Here is a 19,657-nt window from a genome sequence, read left to right on the forward strand (position 1 = left end):
GAGAGGGGGAGCGGATTTGAAAGAAGAGATCGGCAAGCCGAACGGTCTGGTGCCTCTTGCCTTATTGCGCGTCATGGATCAATTTTACGGGATCGAACATCAAAGTGAGCCGGAGATGCTGTATTCGTTCTGTGCGGAAGGAAAAAGCTCCCCCAAACGAAAAAAGCCATTGCGTATTCTGTACGCAACCTTTCTCCGTTACCCGAATGTCGGAGGACTGGCGAGTTATATCACGTCAATTAAGACGGGTTTTGAGCGCATCGGTCATCAGGCGGATGTCATCTCGCCGCTCCAAATGCCGCCAGCTTTTTTTCAGGAAGATATCCCGCGGGCCGCTGACGAGATCAGAGCGTTTCTTGTTGGCAGATACGGCGCCGCAAACGAAAAGTTTGTGAAGAATCTCAGCTATTTACATGTCTTTCAAAGATTTTTGAAGGAGAAAGACTTAGAACAATATGACCTGTTTCACGCGCAGGATTTATTTGCGGTATTTTTGCTGGGATACCTTAATCAAACGTATCGGCGTCCGCTTTTTTTTACGCCGCACGGACATTTTACGAAAAGCCGGATGAAGTTTCATAAAATCCAAAAGGGTTCAATAGAAGAGGCATATTTCAGTGAAATAGAAAGGCAGGGTATTCGGGCTTCGGATAAAATCATTACAATCAGCGACTCCTTTCACGAGCCCTTGCTGGAGTACGGAGCGAAGGAGGCTCAGCTGACGACTGTTCATACCGGCATTGACATCCGGGATGCACCCGAGCCAAAACGTGCTGAAAAGCTCGTGATTGCGTGCGTTTCCCGTCTGACCGAGCGAAAAGGACATGATGTGCTGCTGGACGCCCTCGCCCGCATCCGGCACCATTTATCCGGAGTGGATATATGGATCATCGGAGACGGAAACATGAAAGGGTTTCTGGAAGAGAAGAGACGGAAACTGGGCCTCTCAAATGTGTTTTTCCTCGGAAAACGACATGATGTGCCGGCGCTTTTGGCTGAATCATCTATATTTGTCCTGCCGACATTGAATGATAATTTCCCCATAGCGATCATCGAAGCGTTGTTCTCAGGTCAAGCCATTGTCGCAACTGACTGCGGAGGAATCCCTGAGATGATCCGGCATGAGGACACAGGGCTTATCTGTCAGCCCGGCAACAGCCGCGAACTTGCTGATGCCCTCGTAATGCTGATTACGGATCAGTCTCTCAGGGAACGGCTTGGAAAAGAAGCGCGCTCCTATGCCGGCCGGCATCTGCGTCAGGAACTGATGGTTTCAAAAATAGAAAGGATTTATCAATCATTTTTCTGAATGATACCGGCGCCGCATGGCAGGTGCTTCAAGAGCAGAATAAAGAGGCCGGCGTTTAACTATCCAGCCTCTTTCCGAGCTGTTTTTTCATCTCACACAGAGTCTGCTGGCTTTGTCCGCCCGGGCCGCCTGTCATTCCTCGCCGGGCTGAGCGTGTTTTTCCGGTGCTGTATCGGTCAGCTGAGATTTTTGTGCCGTTCTTTTTAATTCATGAGACAAGCTTTGTGTTGCCTGAATTGTTTCCGGATTATAAGAAATAGTTCACTTTTCTTTCGTCAACAAGTTTTTTCAGCTGTGAGACGGTTTTACCGAAATTTTCTTCACGGAAAAAAGAGGCGGAAAGCCATCGCTTCCGCCTCCCGCACATATATATGAGAGAGCGGCCTTTATTTGTGATCGTTCTCTTTTTGGATTTCAGCTAATTTGGCAAGCAGAATGTGCTGAGGCATGTGCATGATTCTCTCAAGCGGCATATTCAGTGATTCTGCGAGCTTTTGCGCCGTTTCGGCGGAAATTTGCAGCGGTTTCATGTGATCACTCCTTCCGTTTCTTTATTGTACTAAAATCAGAAATCTATCGTAAGGGGATATGACAAAGGAATGGAGGTTTGAAAAGCGGGGCTTTATAACAGAATGGGGGAGGTTTTTTATGCAATCGCCATTGATGTTATTACAGCTGAAGCTGGCTGATTATCAGAAAAAAGCCGCAGAACTGCGGACAATTGACGAATTTATCATACTGAAACAGACATTGCAGGACATGATGAAAGTATTCGCCGCCTTTGAAGAATGGGAGCTGTATCAAAAAACGGCCGATCTCATGGCGCAGACGGTGCTGCACATCCGTTTCATCGAATAAGGAAAAGCCCTCGCTCGGGCGAAGGCTTTTCTTAAAAGGACCGTTCTTCTTCAATGTTTTTATGCTGATCATAAATGACAAGCTTAGACGGGCTGTTCTCTTTCGCCGTCTGCTCCGCTTTCTCGATCGCCGCGTCCTTTGATGTATAAAGAGCCGTCGGCGCCACATTTTCCACCTTCACAAACCATCCGTCCGCATCAACACTGGGTGTTACAGCATATGTTTTCATCCTTCTTACCTCCCGGTTTCGGTTTATTTATTTGTTTCCCGGCATTCGGAACGGCAAAACACATAACCCTCTCCTCCAAATACAGGGAAAGTGATATTTTTCTATTCTTTTTCATGAGAAATGGTAAAATGGAGTTTGGATATTTTTTAAGGAGAGGACGGTGCTTAGCATGACAGACCTTCTGAATGATCGGCTGCCGCCGCAAAACATAGAAGCTGAGCAGGCCGTGTTAGGTGCTGTTTTTTTACAGCCGTCTGCGTTGACACTGGCTTCTGAAGTGTTGATTCCGGATGATTTCTACAGAATGTCACATCAAAAAATTTACAATGCCATGCTCGTGCTCGGAGACCGCGGTGAACCGGTTGATTTGGTCACGGTAACGTCAGAGCTTGCGAATACCGATTTGTTAGAAGAGGTGGGCGGCGTTTCTTACCTGACGGATATCGCGAATTCCGTTCCGACAGCGGCTAATATAGAATATTACGCGAAAATCGTTGAGGAAAAATCCATTCTCCGCCGTTTAATCAGAACGGCGACCTCGATCGCTCAAGACGGGTATACGCGCGAGGATGAAGTTGAAGATTTATTAAGCGATGCGGAAAAAACGATTATGGAGGTCGCGCAGCGAAAAAATTCGGGCGCCTTCCAAAATATTAAAGACGTGCTTGTGCAAACATACGACAACATTGAGCAGCTTCACAACCGGAAAGGCGATATAACCGGGATTCCGACCGGCTTTATCGAGCTTGACCGGATGACGGCGGGTTTTCAGCGGAATGATTTGATCATTGTCGCAGCCCGTCCGTCCGTGGGGAAAACGGCGTTTGCCTTAAATATTGCGCAAAACGTGGCCACCAAAACGGATGAGAGCGTCGCGATATTCAGTCTTGAGATGGGTGCCGAGCAGCTTGTCATGCGTATGCTCTGCGCTGAAGGGAATATTAACGCCCAAAATCTCAGAACGGGTAATCTGACGGAAGAAGATTGGGGCAAGCTGACGATGGCGATGGGAAGCCTGTCAAACAGCGGTATCTTTATAGATGACACCCCCGGCATCCGCGTCAGCGAAATCCGTTCAAAATGCCGCAGGCTGAAGCAGGAGAACGGATTGGGCATGATTTTAATTGACTACCTGCAGCTCATTCAGGGAAGCGGCCGTTCGAGCGACAACCGTCAGCAAGAGGTATCGGAAATTTCACGGGCGCTAAAAGCGCTGGCGCGGGAGCTCGAAGTCCCGGTCATCGCCCTGTCTCAGCTCTCCCGGGGTGTTGAGCAGCGGCAGGATAAACGTCCGATGATGTCAGATATCCGTGAGTCGGGAAGTATTGAGCAGGATGCCGACATCGTCGCCTTCCTGTATCGTGATGATTACTATGATAAAGAATCCGAAAACAAAAACATCATCGAAATCATTATTGCCAAACAGCGTAACGGCCCGGTGGGCACCGTCTCACTGGCTTTTGTGAAAGAATACAATAAGTTCGTAAACCTGGAAAGGCGCTTTGATGACGGCGGTGTTCCGGCAGGTGCGTAAAGCCTCAAGCAATGTCTTGAGGCTTTTTTTCATCCGAAAGAATGAGAGAATGCCGTCCGTTCGGCAGACGAAAAAAAGAAAGCGCTTTTATATAATGGCATTAAGGGAGGGATGATGATGACAATTGAATTTCCGCAATTCCAAGCGGCGCAAATCCGGATTGCCCGGCCGACCGGACAGCTCAAAGAAATCATCAGGTTTTATGAAGAAGGCCTCGGATTGAAGAGAATCGGCAGTTTTTCCGGACATGAGGGCTACAGCGGCGTCATGTTCGGCCTGCCGCATACGCAATATCACTTAGAATTCACCGAAGAAACCGGCTCGTCTCAGCCGGCGCCCGTTCCGCACGGCGACAGCCTGCTTGTCTTTTACATCCCTGATCAGCAGGAGGTCATTCGCATCAGCACGAAATTAAAGCAGATGGGATATGAGGAGAAAGAATCCGAAAATCCGTACTGGGAAGAAAAAGGCGTGACCATCGAAGATCCTGACGGCTGGCGGATCGTCCTGATGAATACAAGCGGAATATAAATGACTGTCTGAAGAACCTGGGATACGGGTTCTTTTTCGTGTTAAAGTATGAAAGTTTCGGGAGTAATAGATAGCAAATGAAAGAGAAAACGCTTTTAATCAGGTTTAAGGCGAACAAATATAGAATAATAAGATTTTAATGTTCGGATTTACGATTGACTTTCTGTTTCGGCACTGATACACTTAATTTGTTTGAATGAGATATCGTTTTGAAAGGTTAACGGAGGTGCACGGATATATGTCTTCAGTAGTCGTAGTAGGTACGCAGTGGGGCGATGAAGGAAAAGGTAAAATTACAGATTTCCTATCAGAAAATGCAGAAGTGATCGCACGTTATCAAGGCGGAAACAATGCAGGACATACCATCAAGTTTGATGGCGTCACGTACAAGCTTCATTTAATCCCATCAGGAATTTTTTATAAAGAAAAAGCGTGTGTCATCGGGAACGGAATGGTTGTTGATCCGAAAGCGCTCGTAACGGAGCTTGCGTATCTTCATGAACGCAATGTGAGCACGGATAACTTGAGAATCAGCAACAGAGCCCACGTCATTCTTCCATACCATCTGAAACTGGATGAAGTAGAGGAAGAACGCAAAGGGGCCAACAAGATCGGCACAACGAAAAAAGGCATCGGACCTGCTTATATGGACAAAGCGGCGCGGATCGGCATCCGGATCGCAGACCTGCTAGATCGTGACGTGTTTGCAGAAAAGCTTGAACGGAACCTTGAAGAGAAAAACCGTCTGCTGGAAAAAATGTATGAAACGGAAGGCTTCAAAATTGAAGATATTCTGGATGAGTATTATGAATACGGCCAGCAGATTAAAAAGTATGTATGCGATACATCCGTCGTTCTGAATGACGCGCTGGATGAAGGCCGCCGCGTTTTATTTGAAGGCGCTCAAGGGGTTATGCTTGATATCGACCAAGGGACATACCCGTTTGTCACTTCATCCAACCCGGTCGCCGGAGGGGTGACGATCGGTTCAGGCGTAGGCCCGACAAAAATTCAGCACGTCGTCGGTGTATCGAAAGCGTACACAACCCGTGTCGGTGACGGTCCTTTCCCGACTGAGCTGAAAGACGAAATCGGGGATCAAATCCGTGAAGTCGGACGCGAATACGGCACAACGACAGGACGCCCTCGCCGTGTCGGCTGGTTTGACAGCGTTGTTGTCCGCCACGCCCGCCGCGTCAGCGGAATCACAGATCTTTCTTTGAACTCAATTGATGTGCTGACTGGCATTGAAACGCTGAAGATCTGTGTCGCTTACCGCTACAAAGGTGAAGTGATTGAAGAATTCCCGGCAAGCCTGAAAGCCCTCGCTGAGTGTGAACCGGTATATGAAGAAATGCCTGGCTGGACGGAAGATATCACAGGCGCAAAAACATTGAGCGATCTTCCTGAAAATGCGCGCCATTATCTGGAACGCGTATCTCAGCTGACAGGTATTCCGCTTTCTATTTTCTCTGTCGGTCCCGATCGTTCACAAACGAACGTCATCCGCAGTGTATACCGCGCTAACTAAGAATTTGCAGCAAACAAGCCTCCGGTCACGGAGGCTTGTTTTTTTATGTAGGAAAAAAATAATAGATTTTTTTCAAAAAAGTAGTTGCCACTTTCGAATGTTCTATGATATTATAAATCTCGTTGTTACGGAACAGCTTCAATAGAGTACTGCAAGAAAGCTTTTGTCTCAATGCTCTATGATACATAATCCGACACATCAAGAGCCATTAGCTCAGTTGGTAGAGCATCTGACTTTTAATCAGAGGGTCGAAGGTTCGAGTCCTTCATGGCTCACCACTTTTTATGGCCCGTTGGTCAAGCGGTTAAGACACCGCCCTTTCACGGCGGTAACACGGGTTCGAATCCCGTACGGGTCATTGATTTACTTTAGCGTTATTGCTAACTCCTTATTTGTCCTCGGAGGGCCGCCACGATACGGTTCTCCGGACAAATTACTGTAAGGTCCGGTAGTTCAGTTGGTTAGAATGCCTGCCTGTCACGCAGGAGGTCGCGGGTTCGAGTCCCGTCCGGACCGCCATTTTACTTTACTTTATAGTATAGAAAAGAAACATCTGGCTCGGTAGCTCAGTTGGTAGAGCAACGGACTGAAAATCCGTGTGTCGGCGGTTCGATTCCGTCCCGAGCCACTTACCCAAACGCATCTGCAATAGTAGGTGCGTTTTTTCTTTGTTATAAAAAAGGGAGAGCCGGCTTTTCAGCCGGCCCAGAAGAAGACGTCAAACAATAGACGGCGTTTATTTTCGTGAGGTTTCAAAAAAATATTATTTTTTAAAAGAAAATAAAAAACATGACAAAAGGATGGCAGTTCAATACGTTTTTGCGCTGTTCTCTTTAATTTTTTTATCTTTTGACCTGAAACCGTTATAATAGACGGGGAACGTTTTTCATGATCCGAATTGTGATCATCATGAAACATCAATAGATGAAATGAAGTCATTCTGGCAGGAGGAAAATCAAGATGATGGATAAGAAAATCCTTGTAGTCGATGATGAAAAACCGATTGCAGATATATTAGAGTTTAATTTAAGAAAAGAAGGCTATGACGTGCATTGTGCGTACGACGGAAACGAAGCCGTGGAAATGGTGGAGGAGCTTCAGCCTGATTTAATTCTTTTAGATATTATGCTTCCGAATAAAGACGGAGTTGAAGTGTGCCGGGAAGTCCGGAAAAAATATGATATGCCGATTATTATGCTGACGGCAAAAGACTCGGAGATTGACAAGGTCATCGGGCTTGAAATCGGAGCGGATGACTATGTCACGAAGCCTTTCAGCACGCGTGAGCTTCTGGCCCGCGTCAAAGCGAACCTGCGCCGCCAGCTTACGGTTGCGCCGGCTGAGGAAGAATCAGCTTCTAATGACATTCATATCGGTTCTCTCGTCATCTTCCCTGACGCTTATGTCGTATCAAAAAGAGAAGAAACGATCGAGCTGACTCATCGTGAGTTTGAATTGCTTCATTACTTAGCCAAACATATCGGACAGGTTATGACGCGTGAGCATCTGCTGCAGACTGTGTGGGGCTATGACTATTTCGGTGATGTGAGAACGGTGGATGTAACAGTGCGCCGTCTCCGTGAGAAAATCGAGGATAATCCGAGCCATCCGAACTGGATCGTCACAAGACGGGGTGTCGGTTATTACTTGAGAAATCCTGAACAGGACTAACCGGCGATGAATAAGGTTGGTTTTTTTCGGTCGATTCAGTTTAAGATCACGCTGATCTATGTGCTTCTCATTATCATCGCCATGCAGATTATCGGCGTGTACTTTGTGAAACAGGTGGAGAATTCTCTTCTCAAGTCCTATGAATTATCGTTAAATCAGCGGATTGACAATCTATCCTATTATATTGAGCAGGAATATAAAGGAGATAATGACAGCACCGTCATTAAAGATGACGTCAAACGGATTTTGAATGATTTTACGAAAAACAATGAAATACGGGAGATTACATTTGTTGATAAAAGCTATGAGGTCGTCGGTTCTTCGAGGCCTTATGGCGAGGAAATAGCGGGGAAACAGACGACTGACCCGATTTTTAAACGGATTTTCTCAACAAAACAGGCCTATTCAAAAAAATATTATGATCCTAAAAGCAAAAACAGAGTGCTGATTTCAGCAAAACCTGTCGTCACAGAGAATCAAGAAGTTGTCGGCGCGATTTATGTCGTGGCCAGTATGGAAGATACCTTTAACCAGATGAAAACCGTCAACTCGATTCTTGCTTCAGGAACAGGCTTAGCCCTTGTTCTGACGGCCCTTCTCGGTATTTTTCTCGCCCGCACCATCACCCATCCGCTGTCGGATATGCGGAAGCAGGCGATGGAACTGGCAAAAGGGAACTTCTCCAGAAAGGTGCGGAAATACGGGCATGATGAAATCGGTCAGCTCGCAACGACGTTCAACCATCTGACGAGAGAGCTTGAAGATGCCCAAGCCATGACGGAAGGGGAGAGAAGAAAGCTTTCTTCCGTTATCGCGTATATGACGGACGGTGTCATCGCTACGAATCGCAACGGGGCTATTATTCTTTTAAACAGCCCTGCGCTTGAGCTGCTGAATGTTTCACGTGAAACGGCTTTAGAGATGCCGATTACGTCTTTATTGGGCATAAAAGAGAACTTTACATTTGAGGATTTAGTAGAACAGCAGGATTCAATGCTGCTGGAGATCGAACGTGACGATGAAACGACTGTACTGCGGGTGAATTTTTCCGTTATTCAGAGAGAGCACGGAAAAATCGACGGTTTAATCGCGGTTCTTTATGATGTCACCGAACAGGAAAAACTCGATCGGGAACGCAGAGAGTTCGTTGCCAATGTGTCTCATGAGCTGCGGACACCGCTGACGACCATGCGAAGCTATTTAGAGGCGCTTGCGGAAGGCGCGTGGGAAAACAAAGATATCGCTCCGCGTTTCTTAATGGTGACCCAAAATGAGACTGAGCGCATGATCAGATTGGTGAACGACCTGCTTCAGCTTTCTAAATTCGACAGCAAAGATTATCAGTTTAATCGGGAGTGGATTCATATGATCCGCTTTATGTCACTGATTATCGATCGTTTTGAAATGACGAAAGAACAGCATGTCGAATTTATCCGCGAGCTTCCGGACAGAAATCTGTACGTGGAGATTGATCAGGATAAAGTGACGCAGGTTCTCGATAATATCATTTCTAACGCACTGAAATACTCACCGGAAGGCGGGCATGTCACTTTCTCAGTCGATGTGAACGAGAAAGAAGAGCTGCTTTATATCAGCGTAAAAGATGAAGGTATCGGCATTCCGAAAAAAGATGTGGAAAAAGTCTTTGACCGTTTCTACAGAGTGGATAAAGCGCGCACGAGAAAACTCGGCGGCACCGGGCTCGGCCTTGCGATTGCAAAAGAGATGGTTCAGGCGCACGGCGGAGACATTTGGGCCGACAGTGTAGAAGGCAAAGGAACGAAGATTACATTTACTCTTCCATATAAAGAAGAGCAAGAGGATGATTGGGATGAGGCGTGAAAATATAAAAACAGTCATACTGTCAGTGCTGGTCGTCATTAGTCTTGTTTTAACATGGGGAATTTGGACATTCCAGCCCAATTTTTCAGAAGGCACGGCCTCAACCAAATCGACTGTCCGGGAAAAGCATAAAATTGATAAAACGAGCCAAAAAGTGTCGCAAACGGTAAAACCCCGGGATATGTTTATTCATACAAACGGCTCTCATTATAAAGTGGATGATGAGACGCTCTTTAATGACCTGTGGGCGGATTTGCCGCAATGGGAAGTAAAAGGGATGAAGGATATTTCCGATCAATACGACAAGCTCGGTTTTAAAAATTGGCTTTACGGCAGAAACGGCAATTCGGCAAAGCTCGATCTGCAATTCAATGACACCATTCCGATTGATTTCTTCCAATCGATGTTTAAATGGTCAAATCCGTCAATGGAATACAGCTCATTTGACCATATTGTTATTCCGTTTAATGAGAATAAGACGAATAAGAAGATTTACATGGTCTCGTACAGCAAGCAGCTGATTTTAGAAGTGACTGTGGAATCGGCGAATTACCGCAATCTGATGAATGAGCTGTACAGCAAAAAGTCGAGTATGCCGTTATACCACCTCTATTCGGTCGGAAAAAGCAAAGAATTTCTCATGCCGAATGCGCGGTTTAATATGAAGGAAAAAGAATTTATCACTGAAACCATTAAGACGAACCTGTTTAAGCAGACGCTTTTTAATGATCCGAGCACGGTCAGAGAGGACCCGAATTACAATCGGAATGTGCTGACTGACGGAATCAGCCGTCTGGAAATCAATTCGACACAGCGGCAGATTCAATTCCAGCATCGGAACCTGGCACAAAGCGCTTCTTACCAAACGGGTGAGCTGATTAAGAAAAGCTATAAATATTTAGAGGATACGGGAAGCTGGACGGATCATTATCAATTTTTTAATGTGAGTGATAACCAGCAGCTGAGTTTCTACATGTTTAAAGACCAAATGCCTGTGATCAACAGCACGTCTAAGCCTTTCGGATCCGGACCTGTTTTGACCCTGCAATGGGCCAATGACGAGGTTCTCAGCTACAAGCGGCCGAACTATGTTCTCGGGCCGAATCCGATTAAAACAAAAGACGTAAAAATGATGAACGGCAATGAGGTTGTGTCTCTGCTGGAGCAGCAGGATAAATACGACGTGAACAAAATCGACCAGATCTTCCTGTCCTATCAAATGGTCTCTTCGTCAACGAATGATCTCGTTGAACTGGTACCCGTCTGGAGTATGAAAATCAACGGGAAGATCGTCCCGATTACGAAAGATCTGCTGGGGAAGGAGGAGGACGATAATGGAGTGGAATAAGACAAAAACGATCTTCATCATTGCCTTCCTCATCCTCGATATTTTTCTCGGCTATCAGTTTTTTGAAAAACGCTCGAGCAGTGAATACGAAGTGATTAAAAATTCAAACGTGGAAAAAGACATGGAGATGGATCATATCACATTTGGCAACCTGTCTTCTGATTCCGCGACGGGCTACCGGCTGACGGCGGGCCAAAAAGTATTTACCGCTGAAGATATTGATGCTTTGAAGGATCAAAAGCCGTTAATGGAAATGCCGGCGGATGATCACAAGGTCACAACGCTGAAAATGAAATTTACCGATCCGGTCGGTTTATCGAAGCAAAAACCGCAGGAGGATGCGGAATCGCTCGTCAGCTCTAAAGTAACCGGCGGTGAAAAATATAAACTGTGGAAAGTCGACAAGGATCAAAAACAGATCATTTTTTACCAGACGTATGACGGACAGTTTATTTATCAGGATTTTGACTCGTCCACGGATGCGATCGGACAGGTGATTCTGCATCTGAACGATAAAAACCAGGTCGTATCTTACGAGCAGACCATGCTGGAGTCATTCAAGCGAATCCAGACGGAGAGCCTGATTCCTGAGCTTGATGCGGTCGAATTATTGTATTCTCAAAATTACTTAAAAGCGAATTGCGCCGTTAAAAGCGTCAAGTTCGGCTATATTGCCCAATACCCGCTGACAAGTACGCAGGTGCTGGCGCCGGTATGGAGAATTACAATTGAAGATAAGTCAAAAGGGACGAAGAAAAAGACACAGCAAACGTACACTGTGAATGCATTGGAAAGCACAGTCATTGATAACAATCAAAATAAATAATGGAGTGAGACACAATGGGCTTGCAATTTAGCGTGCTTGCGAGCGGGAGTACCGGAAACGCGTTTTATCTGGAGACAGAGGAGCACTCTTTTCTGGTGGATGCCGGCCTGAGCGGTAAAGCGATGGACGGGCTGATGGAGAGAATCGGCCGTAAGATAGACGACGTCGACGGCATCTTTGTCACTCACGAGCACAGCGACCATATTAAAGGGCTCGGCGTCATTGCGAGAAAGTACGGTCTACCCGTCTACGCCAATGAAAAGACGTGGAAAGCGATGGAGAATCAGATCGGCAAGCTGGATACCGGACAAAAGTTTTTGTTCCCGATGGAAAGCGTGAAATCTTTCGGCGGGCTTGATGTTGAGTCATTCGGCGTCTCTCATGACGCGGCCGAGCCGATGTTTTACGTTTTCCACTACCAAGGCAGAAAGCTCGCGCTGATGACGGACACCGGATATGTGAGCGACAGAATGAAAGGCATCATCCGTTCGGCCAATGTGTTTGTGTTTGAAAGCAACCATGACGTCGGCATGCTGCAAATGGGCAGATACCCTTGGAGCATTAAGCGGCGGATTTTAAGCGATGTCGGCCACGTCTCGAATGAAGATGCGGCGCTCGCCATGACTGATGTCATCGGCGACGGCACATCGCGCATCTATTTGGCGCATCTGAGCCAAGACAACAATATGAAGGAACTGGCGAGAATGTCCGTGCAGCAGACATTGGCTGCGAAAGGATTTGTCGCCGGGGAAACGTTTCAGTTATTTGATACCGATCCGAAAATTCCGACGCCGCTGTGCGCCGTGTAATTTTTCCAAATGAATCATGATTATTAATCCGCGATCTGACCCACACTATAAGCAAATCGAGTACTCTTGAAAGGATTTGAGATAGGGTGGATTATAATCGCGATGATGAACAGTACGCCTCCGAACAGCCCCGCCGCAGCAAGAGAGGATACTTTCTATCAAGTCTGATCGGCGTCATCGTCGGGGCCGCGCTCATGGCTTTCCTGCTGCCGTACTGGACAGGCGGAGACCATGGAGACAGCAGCAAAAGCACCAGCCAGCGTCTCGGCAGCGAACAGGTGAAAACAGTCAACGTAAATGTCAATGACGCTGTCACGAATATGGTCAGCCGTGTATCGGATTCGGTAGTCGGCGTTCTCAATATCCAAAAGACCGATATTTGGGGAGAGGGCGGCGAAGCGGGAAGCGGTTCGGGCGTCATTTACAAAAAGAACGGAAACACATCTTATATCGTAACCAATCACCATGTCATTGAAGGTGCGACTGAGATTGAGATCAGCCTGAAGGATGGCTCGCGCGTGCCTGCTGAGCTGATCGGGAGCGACCGTCTGATGGATCTCGCGGTACTGAAGGTGAAGTCTGATAAAATCAAATCGGCCGCCCAGTTCGGCAATTCTGATCAAGTCAAAGTCGGAGAACCGGTCATTGCGATCGGAAATCCGCTCGGACTTGAATTTGCGGGATCAGTGACACAGGGGATCATTTCAGGCACGGAAAGAGCGGTGCCCGTTGACTCAAACGGCGACGGACATCCGGATTGGAATGCCGAAGTGCTGCAGACCGACGCCGCGATTAATCCCGGCAACAGCGGCGGCGCTTTGATGAATATATCGGGCAAGGTGGTCGGCATCAACTCAATGAAGATCGCTGAATCCGCCGTTGAAGGAATCGGCCTGTCCATCCCGTCAAAGCTTGTCATTCCCGTTATTCAGGATTTAGAAAAATACGGAGAAGTCCGACGGCCTTTCCTCGGTATTGAGATGAAATCCTTAACGGATATTGCGAGCTACCATTGGAGCCAGACGCTGAAACTTCCGAAAGGCGTTAAAACCGGGGCGGTCATTATGGGTGTCGACGCGTTTTCACCGGCCGGAAAAGCGGGTTTGAAAAAGCTCGACGTGATTACCGGGTTCGACGGACATAAGGTCAATGACGTTGTGGATCTCCGTGAGCGCCTGTATCGCAAAAAGATCGGCGACCGTGTGAACATCACGTTCTACCGTTCGGGAAAGAAAAAAACAGCGGAAGTCAAACTGACAGAAGCGGATCGATTACAGAAATAAAAAAGCAGCCCGGACATCCGGGCTGTTTTTTATTGATTTATTTGTTAATATTATACTATTGTGAAGCAGGGAGGTGAAACACATGAAAACGGCTGATGTGATCATCGTATTGAATGAAATCGAGGGTGAATGTGAAGGAAGAATTATCTTAGAATGCAGAATTTAAGAAAATGAAACATGACATATTAAACGTCCTTTTTCAGGGGCGCTTTTTTTATGCCTTTTTTCAGAAGCCATAAAAAGAACTGAACGCGGGTCACAACAGAACTTTGTGATTGAAACAGACTGGTGCTGCTGAATAGCGGCAGATGAAACTGCCGGCAGCTTATTTGCAGATGGCTCCGTTTTCAGCGTTTACTTTCACCAATTCAGCTTAGCTTCCGTTTTGTTTCAGATAAAAGCGAATAATAGAAGGGGAAGCGAAAAAAATAAACACAGGCTGATACATCTAAGGAGAGACTGCATCATGAATAAGTTGAAAGGCATCAAGCTGCTGAGTGCAGACGGCGAGTCTGCACTCATTGATTCTTTAACGATGGGGCTTCATCACGGAACGGTTCTCGGGGAAGACAATATCGTCGAGACATACATTCGTTCTTTGCGCGAAAAGCTGAAGGACAAAGAACACAAGGTGATTCGCACGGTTCGGGGCGCCGGGTACAGGGTGGACCTGGCATGAAACGGCTGTACAGAACCCTGCGGTTCCAGCTCCTGTTCAGGTCACTGGCGATTTTGACCTTGCTGTTATGTTTCATCGGCGGTACACAGTACATGTTTATGAGACGGACGATGTATGAAAATCAGGCGATCAGCATTCAGAGTGATATCAATTCAATGGATCAAAGTGTATGGAGGTCAATCAAAACCCCTGCCCGTTCCGAAACACCGGCTCATCCGAATGTGATTTATCCCGGGGTGACGGTTGCTTTTATCAATCAATCATACAAGATGTCAGTTTTATCAGAAGACCCGCACGCGGGAGCCGCTCCTTCTTTCCCGAAAAACGTGTATCGGGATGCGCTGACAGATACAATGGCGCTTCACTATCAGGTGGCTCACAATAAGGCGGGTGAGGAAATCATCGTCGTGTTTCAGGCGATTTCCGTTGACGGAAGGCAGGCGGGAGTTGTACAGATGAGCACGCTGACCCAGCCTCTGAATGATTCGCTTTTCCGCCAGATCAGCATTTTCGCGGTGCTTTCCTTTGCGGCTTTGGTTATCGGACTGTTTGTTTTTTTGCCGGTGATCCGGCTCACACTCAAGCCGATGTCCCGCATTGTGCATATGATGGGTGACATTCATGCCGGCAGTCTCGATAAACGGCTGCCGATTGATAGGAAGCAGGCCGAAATTGAGTCATTGGGCATCTCCATCAATCAGATGCTGGAACGGATTGAAACCGCGTTTCAGGCGGAAAAAGAAGCGAAGGAGCGCATCCGGCAGTTTGTATCAGACGCATCACATGAGCTGAGAACGCCGCTTACCTCCATTCACGGCTTTATCGAAATTTTAATGCGCGGAGCGGCGGAAAAGCCGGAGCAGAAAGAAAAAGCGCTTCAAAGCATGTACGCGGAATCCGTCAGGGCGAATAAGCTGATAGAGGATCTTTTGTTTCTCGCGAAGATTGACCGGGAGCCGAGCTTTGAAATGAAAAAAGGGGCATTGGGAGACGTCATTTTGGAAATGGAGGCTGAGCTGAAGCTGCTCGCGAGAAACCGGAAACTCGAGTTCTTTGTTGATCAAAAGATAGAAGCTGTTTTTGACAAAGACAAAATGAAGCAGGCCATTCTCAATCTCTTTTACAATGCGGTGCAGCATACGGATGAAGACACGGGTGTCATCACCGTCTCCCTGCAGAAAGACGGAGGAATCATGCTTATGATTGCGGATAACGGAACGGGAATCGCTCCGGAGCATGTGCCTCATGTGTTTGACCGGTTTTACAGGGCGGAAACCTCCCGATCCCGTCAATCCGGCGGCGCGGGGCTGGGTCTTGCCATTACAAAAACCATTATCGACAGCCATAACGGAACAATTGAAGTGAAAAGTGAGCAGGGAAAAGGCTCCGTGTTCATCATCCGGCTGCCGGGATAAACCGGGATAGCGGAAGAAATATCACAATTTATATATAAATTCTAAATTTTCAAAAAATAACTTGTCCTTTTCCAATATTGATGATAATATCTAGTTATTGGCAAAGGGGGTGTGTACTGATGAAGATTGAAGAACTTGATCTTGATACAGAAACAGCAAGCTTGGTGCATCGCTGCTAGTAAAGCCGTGACTCCCCTTTTTGGGGAGTTATTATCTTTCAGGGGGTATGTCATGATGTCAACGGACTGTAAGCGCTGGAAGTTTAAAGACAGCGTGCAGGTGCTGACCTACACGGGGCATATTATCATTCAATATCGAAAGGCGATTAAGCTTGCGCATACGAGTGAGATCAAAGAGGCGGTTGAACGGCTGATCACCGGCTGTGAAAAACAAGAGCTTTCTGATCTTCTGGGAGAGGAAGCGGGAAACCAGTTTTTCGATGCGTTAATGAAATTGGATGCTTTAATAGAGCCATGGCAAAACGGCCGTGAAGGCTGCATCACTGAAAAGCAGCTGTACCATTTTGAGAAATACAACCAAAACCCCAATCTGATCCAAAACAGATTAGACGGCAGCAGGGCAGCGATCGTGGGTCTGGGGGGCGTCGGAACGATCATTCTTCAAAACCTTTTGGCGGCGGGCATGCAGCATTTTATTCTCATTGATTTCGATGCCGTATCAGTACATAACCTGAACAGACAATTCGTCTATACTCAATCTTCTGTAGGCAAATTAAAGATCTCAGAATGCAGAGATTATATCGCGGGTATCAATCCCCATGCGGACGCAGCACTTTACCATCAGGAAATGACACAGCCGCAGGACCTGCGTGTGTTAGATCCGTACGAAATTGATATCGTCATAAATGCCGCTGACAAACCCCATAACATTTCTGAATGGGTTTATCAGTATTGTAAGGAGCGGAATATCGCGTTTATGACCGGGGGTGTCGGCAGCTTCAGCGGCCAATGGGGGCCTCTGCTCACGCCTGAATCCTATCAATCCGGCGTCACCTATGAAAAAAACATGCCGGCCGGACTTCTGAACTGTTACCCCGATGAACCGATCAAAGGTTCGTTAGGAGCGACAAACGGTATTATATCCTCGTTTATGTCTCATGACATTATCACATACCTTGCAGGCGGAAGCCCGAAATCCCTGAATACCCGCATCGGCCTGGACTTTGACGGACTTCATATTACAGAAACGAAGCTTTCTCAAAAGGAAAGCGCTTTATGAAGACGATGCATCGTACGGCGAGAAAACCGGGCGACCCTCTGAAAATAGAAATCGACACAAGCCCGATACGCTTGAACCCATTAGATACGCAGGATTACACAAGCAAGATGATTTGCAGCATTATGTATGAAAGCCTGCAGGACGGCTATAACTGCCGAATCATCCGCAAAGATCGCCGCACCTGTCAGGTGGACATTCACCCGGACTATTTAGGTGACGCCGAGGGTGTGGTTCAAACGATCATCTATCATCTGACAAAAGAAAACCAAAGTCCCCATCTCGGCAGTTTCCTGAACATAAAACAGGCCGTTCCGTATGTAAAAGGCCTCGTCTCATCCGATCAGCTCGGGGTGAACGTAACGGGCGAAAAACGCTTTGAAATCACCTTGGACGAGCCGTCTGATGAAATAGAAGCCGTTTTGCAGAGCAGCTTTCTGATTCCGGCGACCGCCGGGGGCGATGTGCCGGAAAACGGCCCGTACCGATTCAAGCGTACGTTTGAGAAGGGACTGGAATTTGAGCGGAATCCGCAATATAAAATGACGCCCGCGGATGACCGCACCGTTCAGATCATCCAATTTATTTTGAATGATGATCTGGAAAAAAGCATCGGGCTGTACGAAGCGAATCAGACCGATGTGACCTGCCACACCCAGTTTCATCATTCCAACATGAGGTATCGGCAATATGCTGATTTTAAAGAAAATCATTTGCCGATGTTATTTACCTTCAAGGTAAAGGATGACATGCTGAGAACTTTCATTCAGCATTATTTTGATAAACAAAAGCTGGCCGGGGATTTGGGGCATATCATCACACCGACTGATTCACTGATCGGTATATGGGAAAGCGGGCGGACACCGCAGAAAGATCCGCCCCTTTTGACAAAAGAAGAGCCGATCCGAATTGTTTATGCCGATTATTATCCCAACGGAGAGATCATTGAAAGGCTGGCTGAATTGTTTCGGAGGGCCGGAGCGGACGTATCCGTCTCCCGCGTCAGTCATTTCAATGATTATTACCATATGGATAAAAGCGGGTTTGATATTGAGCTCCATTTGTTTCTGCCGGGTTATATGCATGAGCTGAGCTATATCAAATATTTCATCCGCGACATCAGCGATTCGGAGAAGAAAAAAACGATCATTGATGCCATAGGATCTGAAAAAAAGAAGGAACTTTTTGGGTTATTCGAGAATACAACTCATTATTGCCCAATTTGTTTTGGGAAAAGTCTGTATCTGCAAGATCCATGTATAGAGGGTTTTAGTGTAAAGACTGACGGGCTCCTTTCTGTTCATGATGTTAAATGCAGATAGCTGGAAAGGGGTATTCATTTGCGGAATCGAAATTTGCTTTACTTCTCCGGTTTTTTCGGAAACTTCTTTTTCGAACGGGGAATTTGGATTTTATATTTAACAAGCATGAATTATTCATTGTTTCTAGTGGGCATCCTGCAATCGGTCCTGAATTTGGCGATGTTTCTGGCGGAAGTGCCGAGCGGCGTCATCTCGGACAGAATCGGGAGAAAAAAATCGCTCTTGCTCGGCCATTTTATGGTCATTGTCTATTTGGTAATGTTCCTGAGCTTCCATAACTTCATCGCCCTCTTCATCGCTCATATTATATACGGTATCGGGCTGACGTTTATATCAGGAACGGATCACGCCTTTTTGTTTGATTCACTGAAAGAACAAGGGAAAGAAAAGTGGTACGGCAAATCCATCGGAAATTATAACGGACTTGTCATACTCGGTCTTGCGATCGCCATGGGCATCGGCGGCTACTTGCAGGAAATATCATGGTCGTATGTGTTTATCGCCGGGATTGTGACTCAGCTGATTGCGATGGCGGTCATTACACAGCTGACGGAAATCAAATTTGAAAACAGTGAACACGAAACGCAGACGGTCGGGGACATCTTAAAAGAAGTCAAAGATTTCTTCAGGCTGAACAAAGCCTTTAAATATTTGGTGCTGTCACTCTCCGTTTTCTTTGCGATTACATCGGTTTTTTATATGTACGGACAAGATCTGTTAAGTCAGGAAGGGCTGTCCGTGCGCAATATATCCATTATTTTTGCGGGGCTGTCCATCTTGCAGGCGCTGTGCTCCATCTTTTCTTCAAAGCCGGCGGAAAAATTCACGCCGAGGCGCGTGCTTCTGCTGACATTCTGCATTATCGGGGCGGCCTATCTGTTTATACCTTCGGGCAGTCTGTACGTGACGATTGCAGCTTTTGTCGTCATCAACGCGCTCTATGATGTGATAGAACCCGTATCCAGTCAGGTGGTGAATAATGAGATTCCGTCCAGAACGAGAGCCACGCTGCTGTCCATTATCAGTTTGATGACCTCGCTCTTCATGTTCATTGCCTTTCCGTTTATCGGATTCTTAACGGACTATTTTGATTCAGCTTTGCTGTTGACCGCAATCGGGGTATTATCCATCTTATTGTCGCTGTTTATGATGCTCAGCTTTTACAAACTGAAAGCGAGCGTCGCCATCCAGAATAAAGTCGAGCTTTGAACCAATGACAAAGGGATGATGTGAG

At 46.8% G+C, this 19,657-nt stretch carries 18 protein-coding genes, 4 tRNA genes and 1 pseudogene; 20 read left to right on the plus strand and 3 right to left on the minus strand.

Annotated features, from left to right (window positions below):
• Positions 1 to 16: 16 nt before the first annotated feature.
• The gene (locus ACWJJX_RS05225) at positions 17 to 1,309 is read left to right on the plus strand and encodes a glycosyltransferase family 4 protein (RefSeq protein WP_454022797.1); all 1,293 of its coding nucleotides are present in this window, start codon (positions 17 to 19) and stop codon (positions 1,307 to 1,309) included.
• A gap of 55 nt (positions 1,310 to 1,364) precedes the next feature.
• On the opposite strand, the pseudogene ACWJJX_RS05230 reads toward ACWJJX_RS05225, so the two are convergent.
• Together ACWJJX_RS05230 and ACWJJX_RS05235 are read right to left on the minus strand one after the other, a co-directional pair.
• Positions 1,365 to 1,613: pseudogene (locus tag ACWJJX_RS05230) on the minus strand (hypothetical protein); the annotation flags it as partial.
• 82 nt (positions 1,614 to 1,695) lie between these two features.
• Positions 1,696 to 1,839: a YycC family protein gene (locus ACWJJX_RS05235; protein ID WP_014306172.1), complete on the minus strand. Its 144-nt coding sequence runs from the start codon at positions 1,837 to 1,839 to the stop codon at positions 1,696 to 1,698.
• Between the two features lie 118 nt (positions 1,840 to 1,957).
• On the opposite strand from ACWJJX_RS05235, the gene ACWJJX_RS05240 reads away from it, so the two are divergent.
• Entirely contained in the window at positions 1,958 to 2,167 is a 210-nt protein-coding gene (locus tag ACWJJX_RS05240) for a hypothetical protein (RefSeq protein WP_014306171.1), read from the plus strand.
• A gap of 31 nt (positions 2,168 to 2,198) precedes the next feature.
• Here ACWJJX_RS05240 and ACWJJX_RS05245 read toward each other — a convergent pair whose 3' ends face one another.
• Positions 2,199 to 2,396, minus strand: coding sequence for a DUF2188 domain-containing protein (locus ACWJJX_RS05245; protein WP_007407900.1), 198 nt, complete (start codon positions 2,394 to 2,396; stop codon positions 2,199 to 2,201).
• A 169-nt stretch (positions 2,397 to 2,565) separates the two neighbouring features.
• Between ACWJJX_RS05245 and dnaB the strand changes: the two genes are divergently transcribed.
• The 18 genes from dnaB (at position 2,566) to ACWJJX_RS05335 (ending at position 19,632) form a co-directional block, all read left to right on the plus strand.
• Positions 2,566 to 3,930 (plus strand): replicative DNA helicase, encoded by a 1,365-nt coding sequence (gene dnaB, locus ACWJJX_RS05250; RefSeq protein WP_004393100.1) that lies wholly within the window; start codon positions 2,566 to 2,568, stop codon positions 3,928 to 3,930.
• 117 nt (positions 3,931 to 4,047) lie between these two features.
• Complete coding sequence (locus ACWJJX_RS05255; RefSeq protein WP_070082656.1) at positions 4,048 to 4,461, plus strand: VOC family protein; 414 nt, start codon at positions 4,048 to 4,050, stop codon at positions 4,459 to 4,461.
• 238 nt (positions 4,462 to 4,699) lie between these two features.
• On the plus strand, positions 4,700 to 5,992 hold the full coding sequence (purA, locus tag ACWJJX_RS05260; protein WP_004393102.1) for an adenylosuccinate synthase: 1,293 nt from the start codon (positions 4,700 to 4,702) through the stop codon (positions 5,990 to 5,992).
• Between the two features lie 202 nt (positions 5,993 to 6,194).
• Positions 6,195 to 6,270 (plus strand) — tRNA-Lys (locus ACWJJX_RS05265).
• An 8-nt stretch (positions 6,271 to 6,278) separates the two neighbouring features.
• A tRNA-Glu gene (locus ACWJJX_RS05270) sits at positions 6,279 to 6,350 on the plus strand.
• An 84-nt stretch (positions 6,351 to 6,434) separates the two neighbouring features.
• Positions 6,435 to 6,511, plus strand: a tRNA-Asp gene (locus ACWJJX_RS05275).
• A gap of 36 nt (positions 6,512 to 6,547) precedes the next feature.
• Positions 6,548 to 6,620 (plus strand) — tRNA-Phe (locus tag ACWJJX_RS05280).
• Between the two features lie 335 nt (positions 6,621 to 6,955).
• Positions 6,956 to 7,663, plus strand: coding sequence for a cell wall metabolism DNA-binding response regulator WalR (gene walR, locus ACWJJX_RS05285; RefSeq protein ID WP_004393104.1), 708 nt, complete (start codon positions 6,956 to 6,958; stop codon positions 7,661 to 7,663).
• A gap of 6 nt (positions 7,664 to 7,669) precedes the next feature.
• Positions 7,670 to 9,505, plus strand: a complete 1,836-nt coding sequence (gene walK / locus ACWJJX_RS05290; protein ID WP_004393106.1) for a cell wall metabolism sensor histidine kinase WalK — start codon at positions 7,670 to 7,672, stop codon at positions 9,503 to 9,505.
• Positions 9,495 to 10,853 carry a two-component system activity regulator YycH gene (yycH, locus tag ACWJJX_RS05295; RefSeq protein ID WP_454022798.1) on the plus strand — a complete coding sequence of 453 codons (1,359 nt, stop codon included), beginning with the start codon at positions 9,495 to 9,497 and terminating at the stop codon, positions 10,851 to 10,853. The genes walK and yycH overlap by 11 nt, the downstream gene beginning before the upstream one ends.
• Complete coding sequence (locus ACWJJX_RS05300) at positions 10,840 to 11,679, plus strand: two-component system regulatory protein YycI (RefSeq protein ID WP_004393108.1); 840 nt, start codon at positions 10,840 to 10,842, stop codon at positions 11,677 to 11,679. The genes yycH and ACWJJX_RS05300 overlap by 14 nt, the downstream gene beginning before the upstream one ends.
• A 14-nt stretch (positions 11,680 to 11,693) precedes the next feature.
• Positions 11,694 to 12,488, plus strand: a complete 795-nt coding sequence (locus tag ACWJJX_RS05305; RefSeq protein WP_004393110.1) for an MBL fold metallo-hydrolase — start codon at positions 11,694 to 11,696, stop codon at positions 12,486 to 12,488.
• 86 nt (positions 12,489 to 12,574) lie between these two features.
• Positions 12,575 to 13,771, plus strand: coding sequence for a S1C family serine protease (locus tag ACWJJX_RS05310; RefSeq protein ID WP_071392522.1), 1,197 nt, complete (start codon positions 12,575 to 12,577; stop codon positions 13,769 to 13,771).
• Between the two features lie 466 nt (positions 13,772 to 14,237).
• Positions 14,238 to 14,450, plus strand: coding sequence for a winged helix-turn-helix domain-containing protein (locus ACWJJX_RS05315; RefSeq protein WP_057080362.1), 213 nt, complete (start codon positions 14,238 to 14,240; stop codon positions 14,448 to 14,450).
• On the plus strand, positions 14,447 to 15,865 hold the full coding sequence (locus ACWJJX_RS05320) for a sensor histidine kinase (protein ID WP_454022799.1): 1,419 nt from the start codon (positions 14,447 to 14,449) through the stop codon (positions 15,863 to 15,865). The genes ACWJJX_RS05315 and ACWJJX_RS05320 overlap by 4 nt, the downstream gene beginning before the upstream one ends.
• Positions 15,866 to 16,096: 231 nt before the next feature.
• Positions 16,097 to 17,104, plus strand: a complete 1,008-nt coding sequence (locus ACWJJX_RS05325; protein WP_014306163.1) for a ThiF family adenylyltransferase — start codon at positions 16,097 to 16,099, stop codon at positions 17,102 to 17,104.
• Complete coding sequence (locus ACWJJX_RS05330; RefSeq protein WP_454022800.1) at positions 17,101 to 18,423, plus strand: ABC transporter substrate-binding protein; 1,323 nt, start codon at positions 17,101 to 17,103, stop codon at positions 18,421 to 18,423. Before ACWJJX_RS05325 ends, ACWJJX_RS05330 begins: the two co-directional genes overlap by 4 nt.
• 18 nt (positions 18,424 to 18,441) lie before the next feature.
• A complete protein-coding gene (locus tag ACWJJX_RS05335; protein WP_014306161.1) occupies positions 18,442 to 19,632 on the plus strand; it encodes an MFS transporter in 1,191 nt (396 codons plus the stop codon).
• Positions 19,633 to 19,657 lie beyond the last annotated feature (25 nt).

It is taken from the genome of Bacillus sp. YH3-2-B2 (assembly GCF_053663335.1).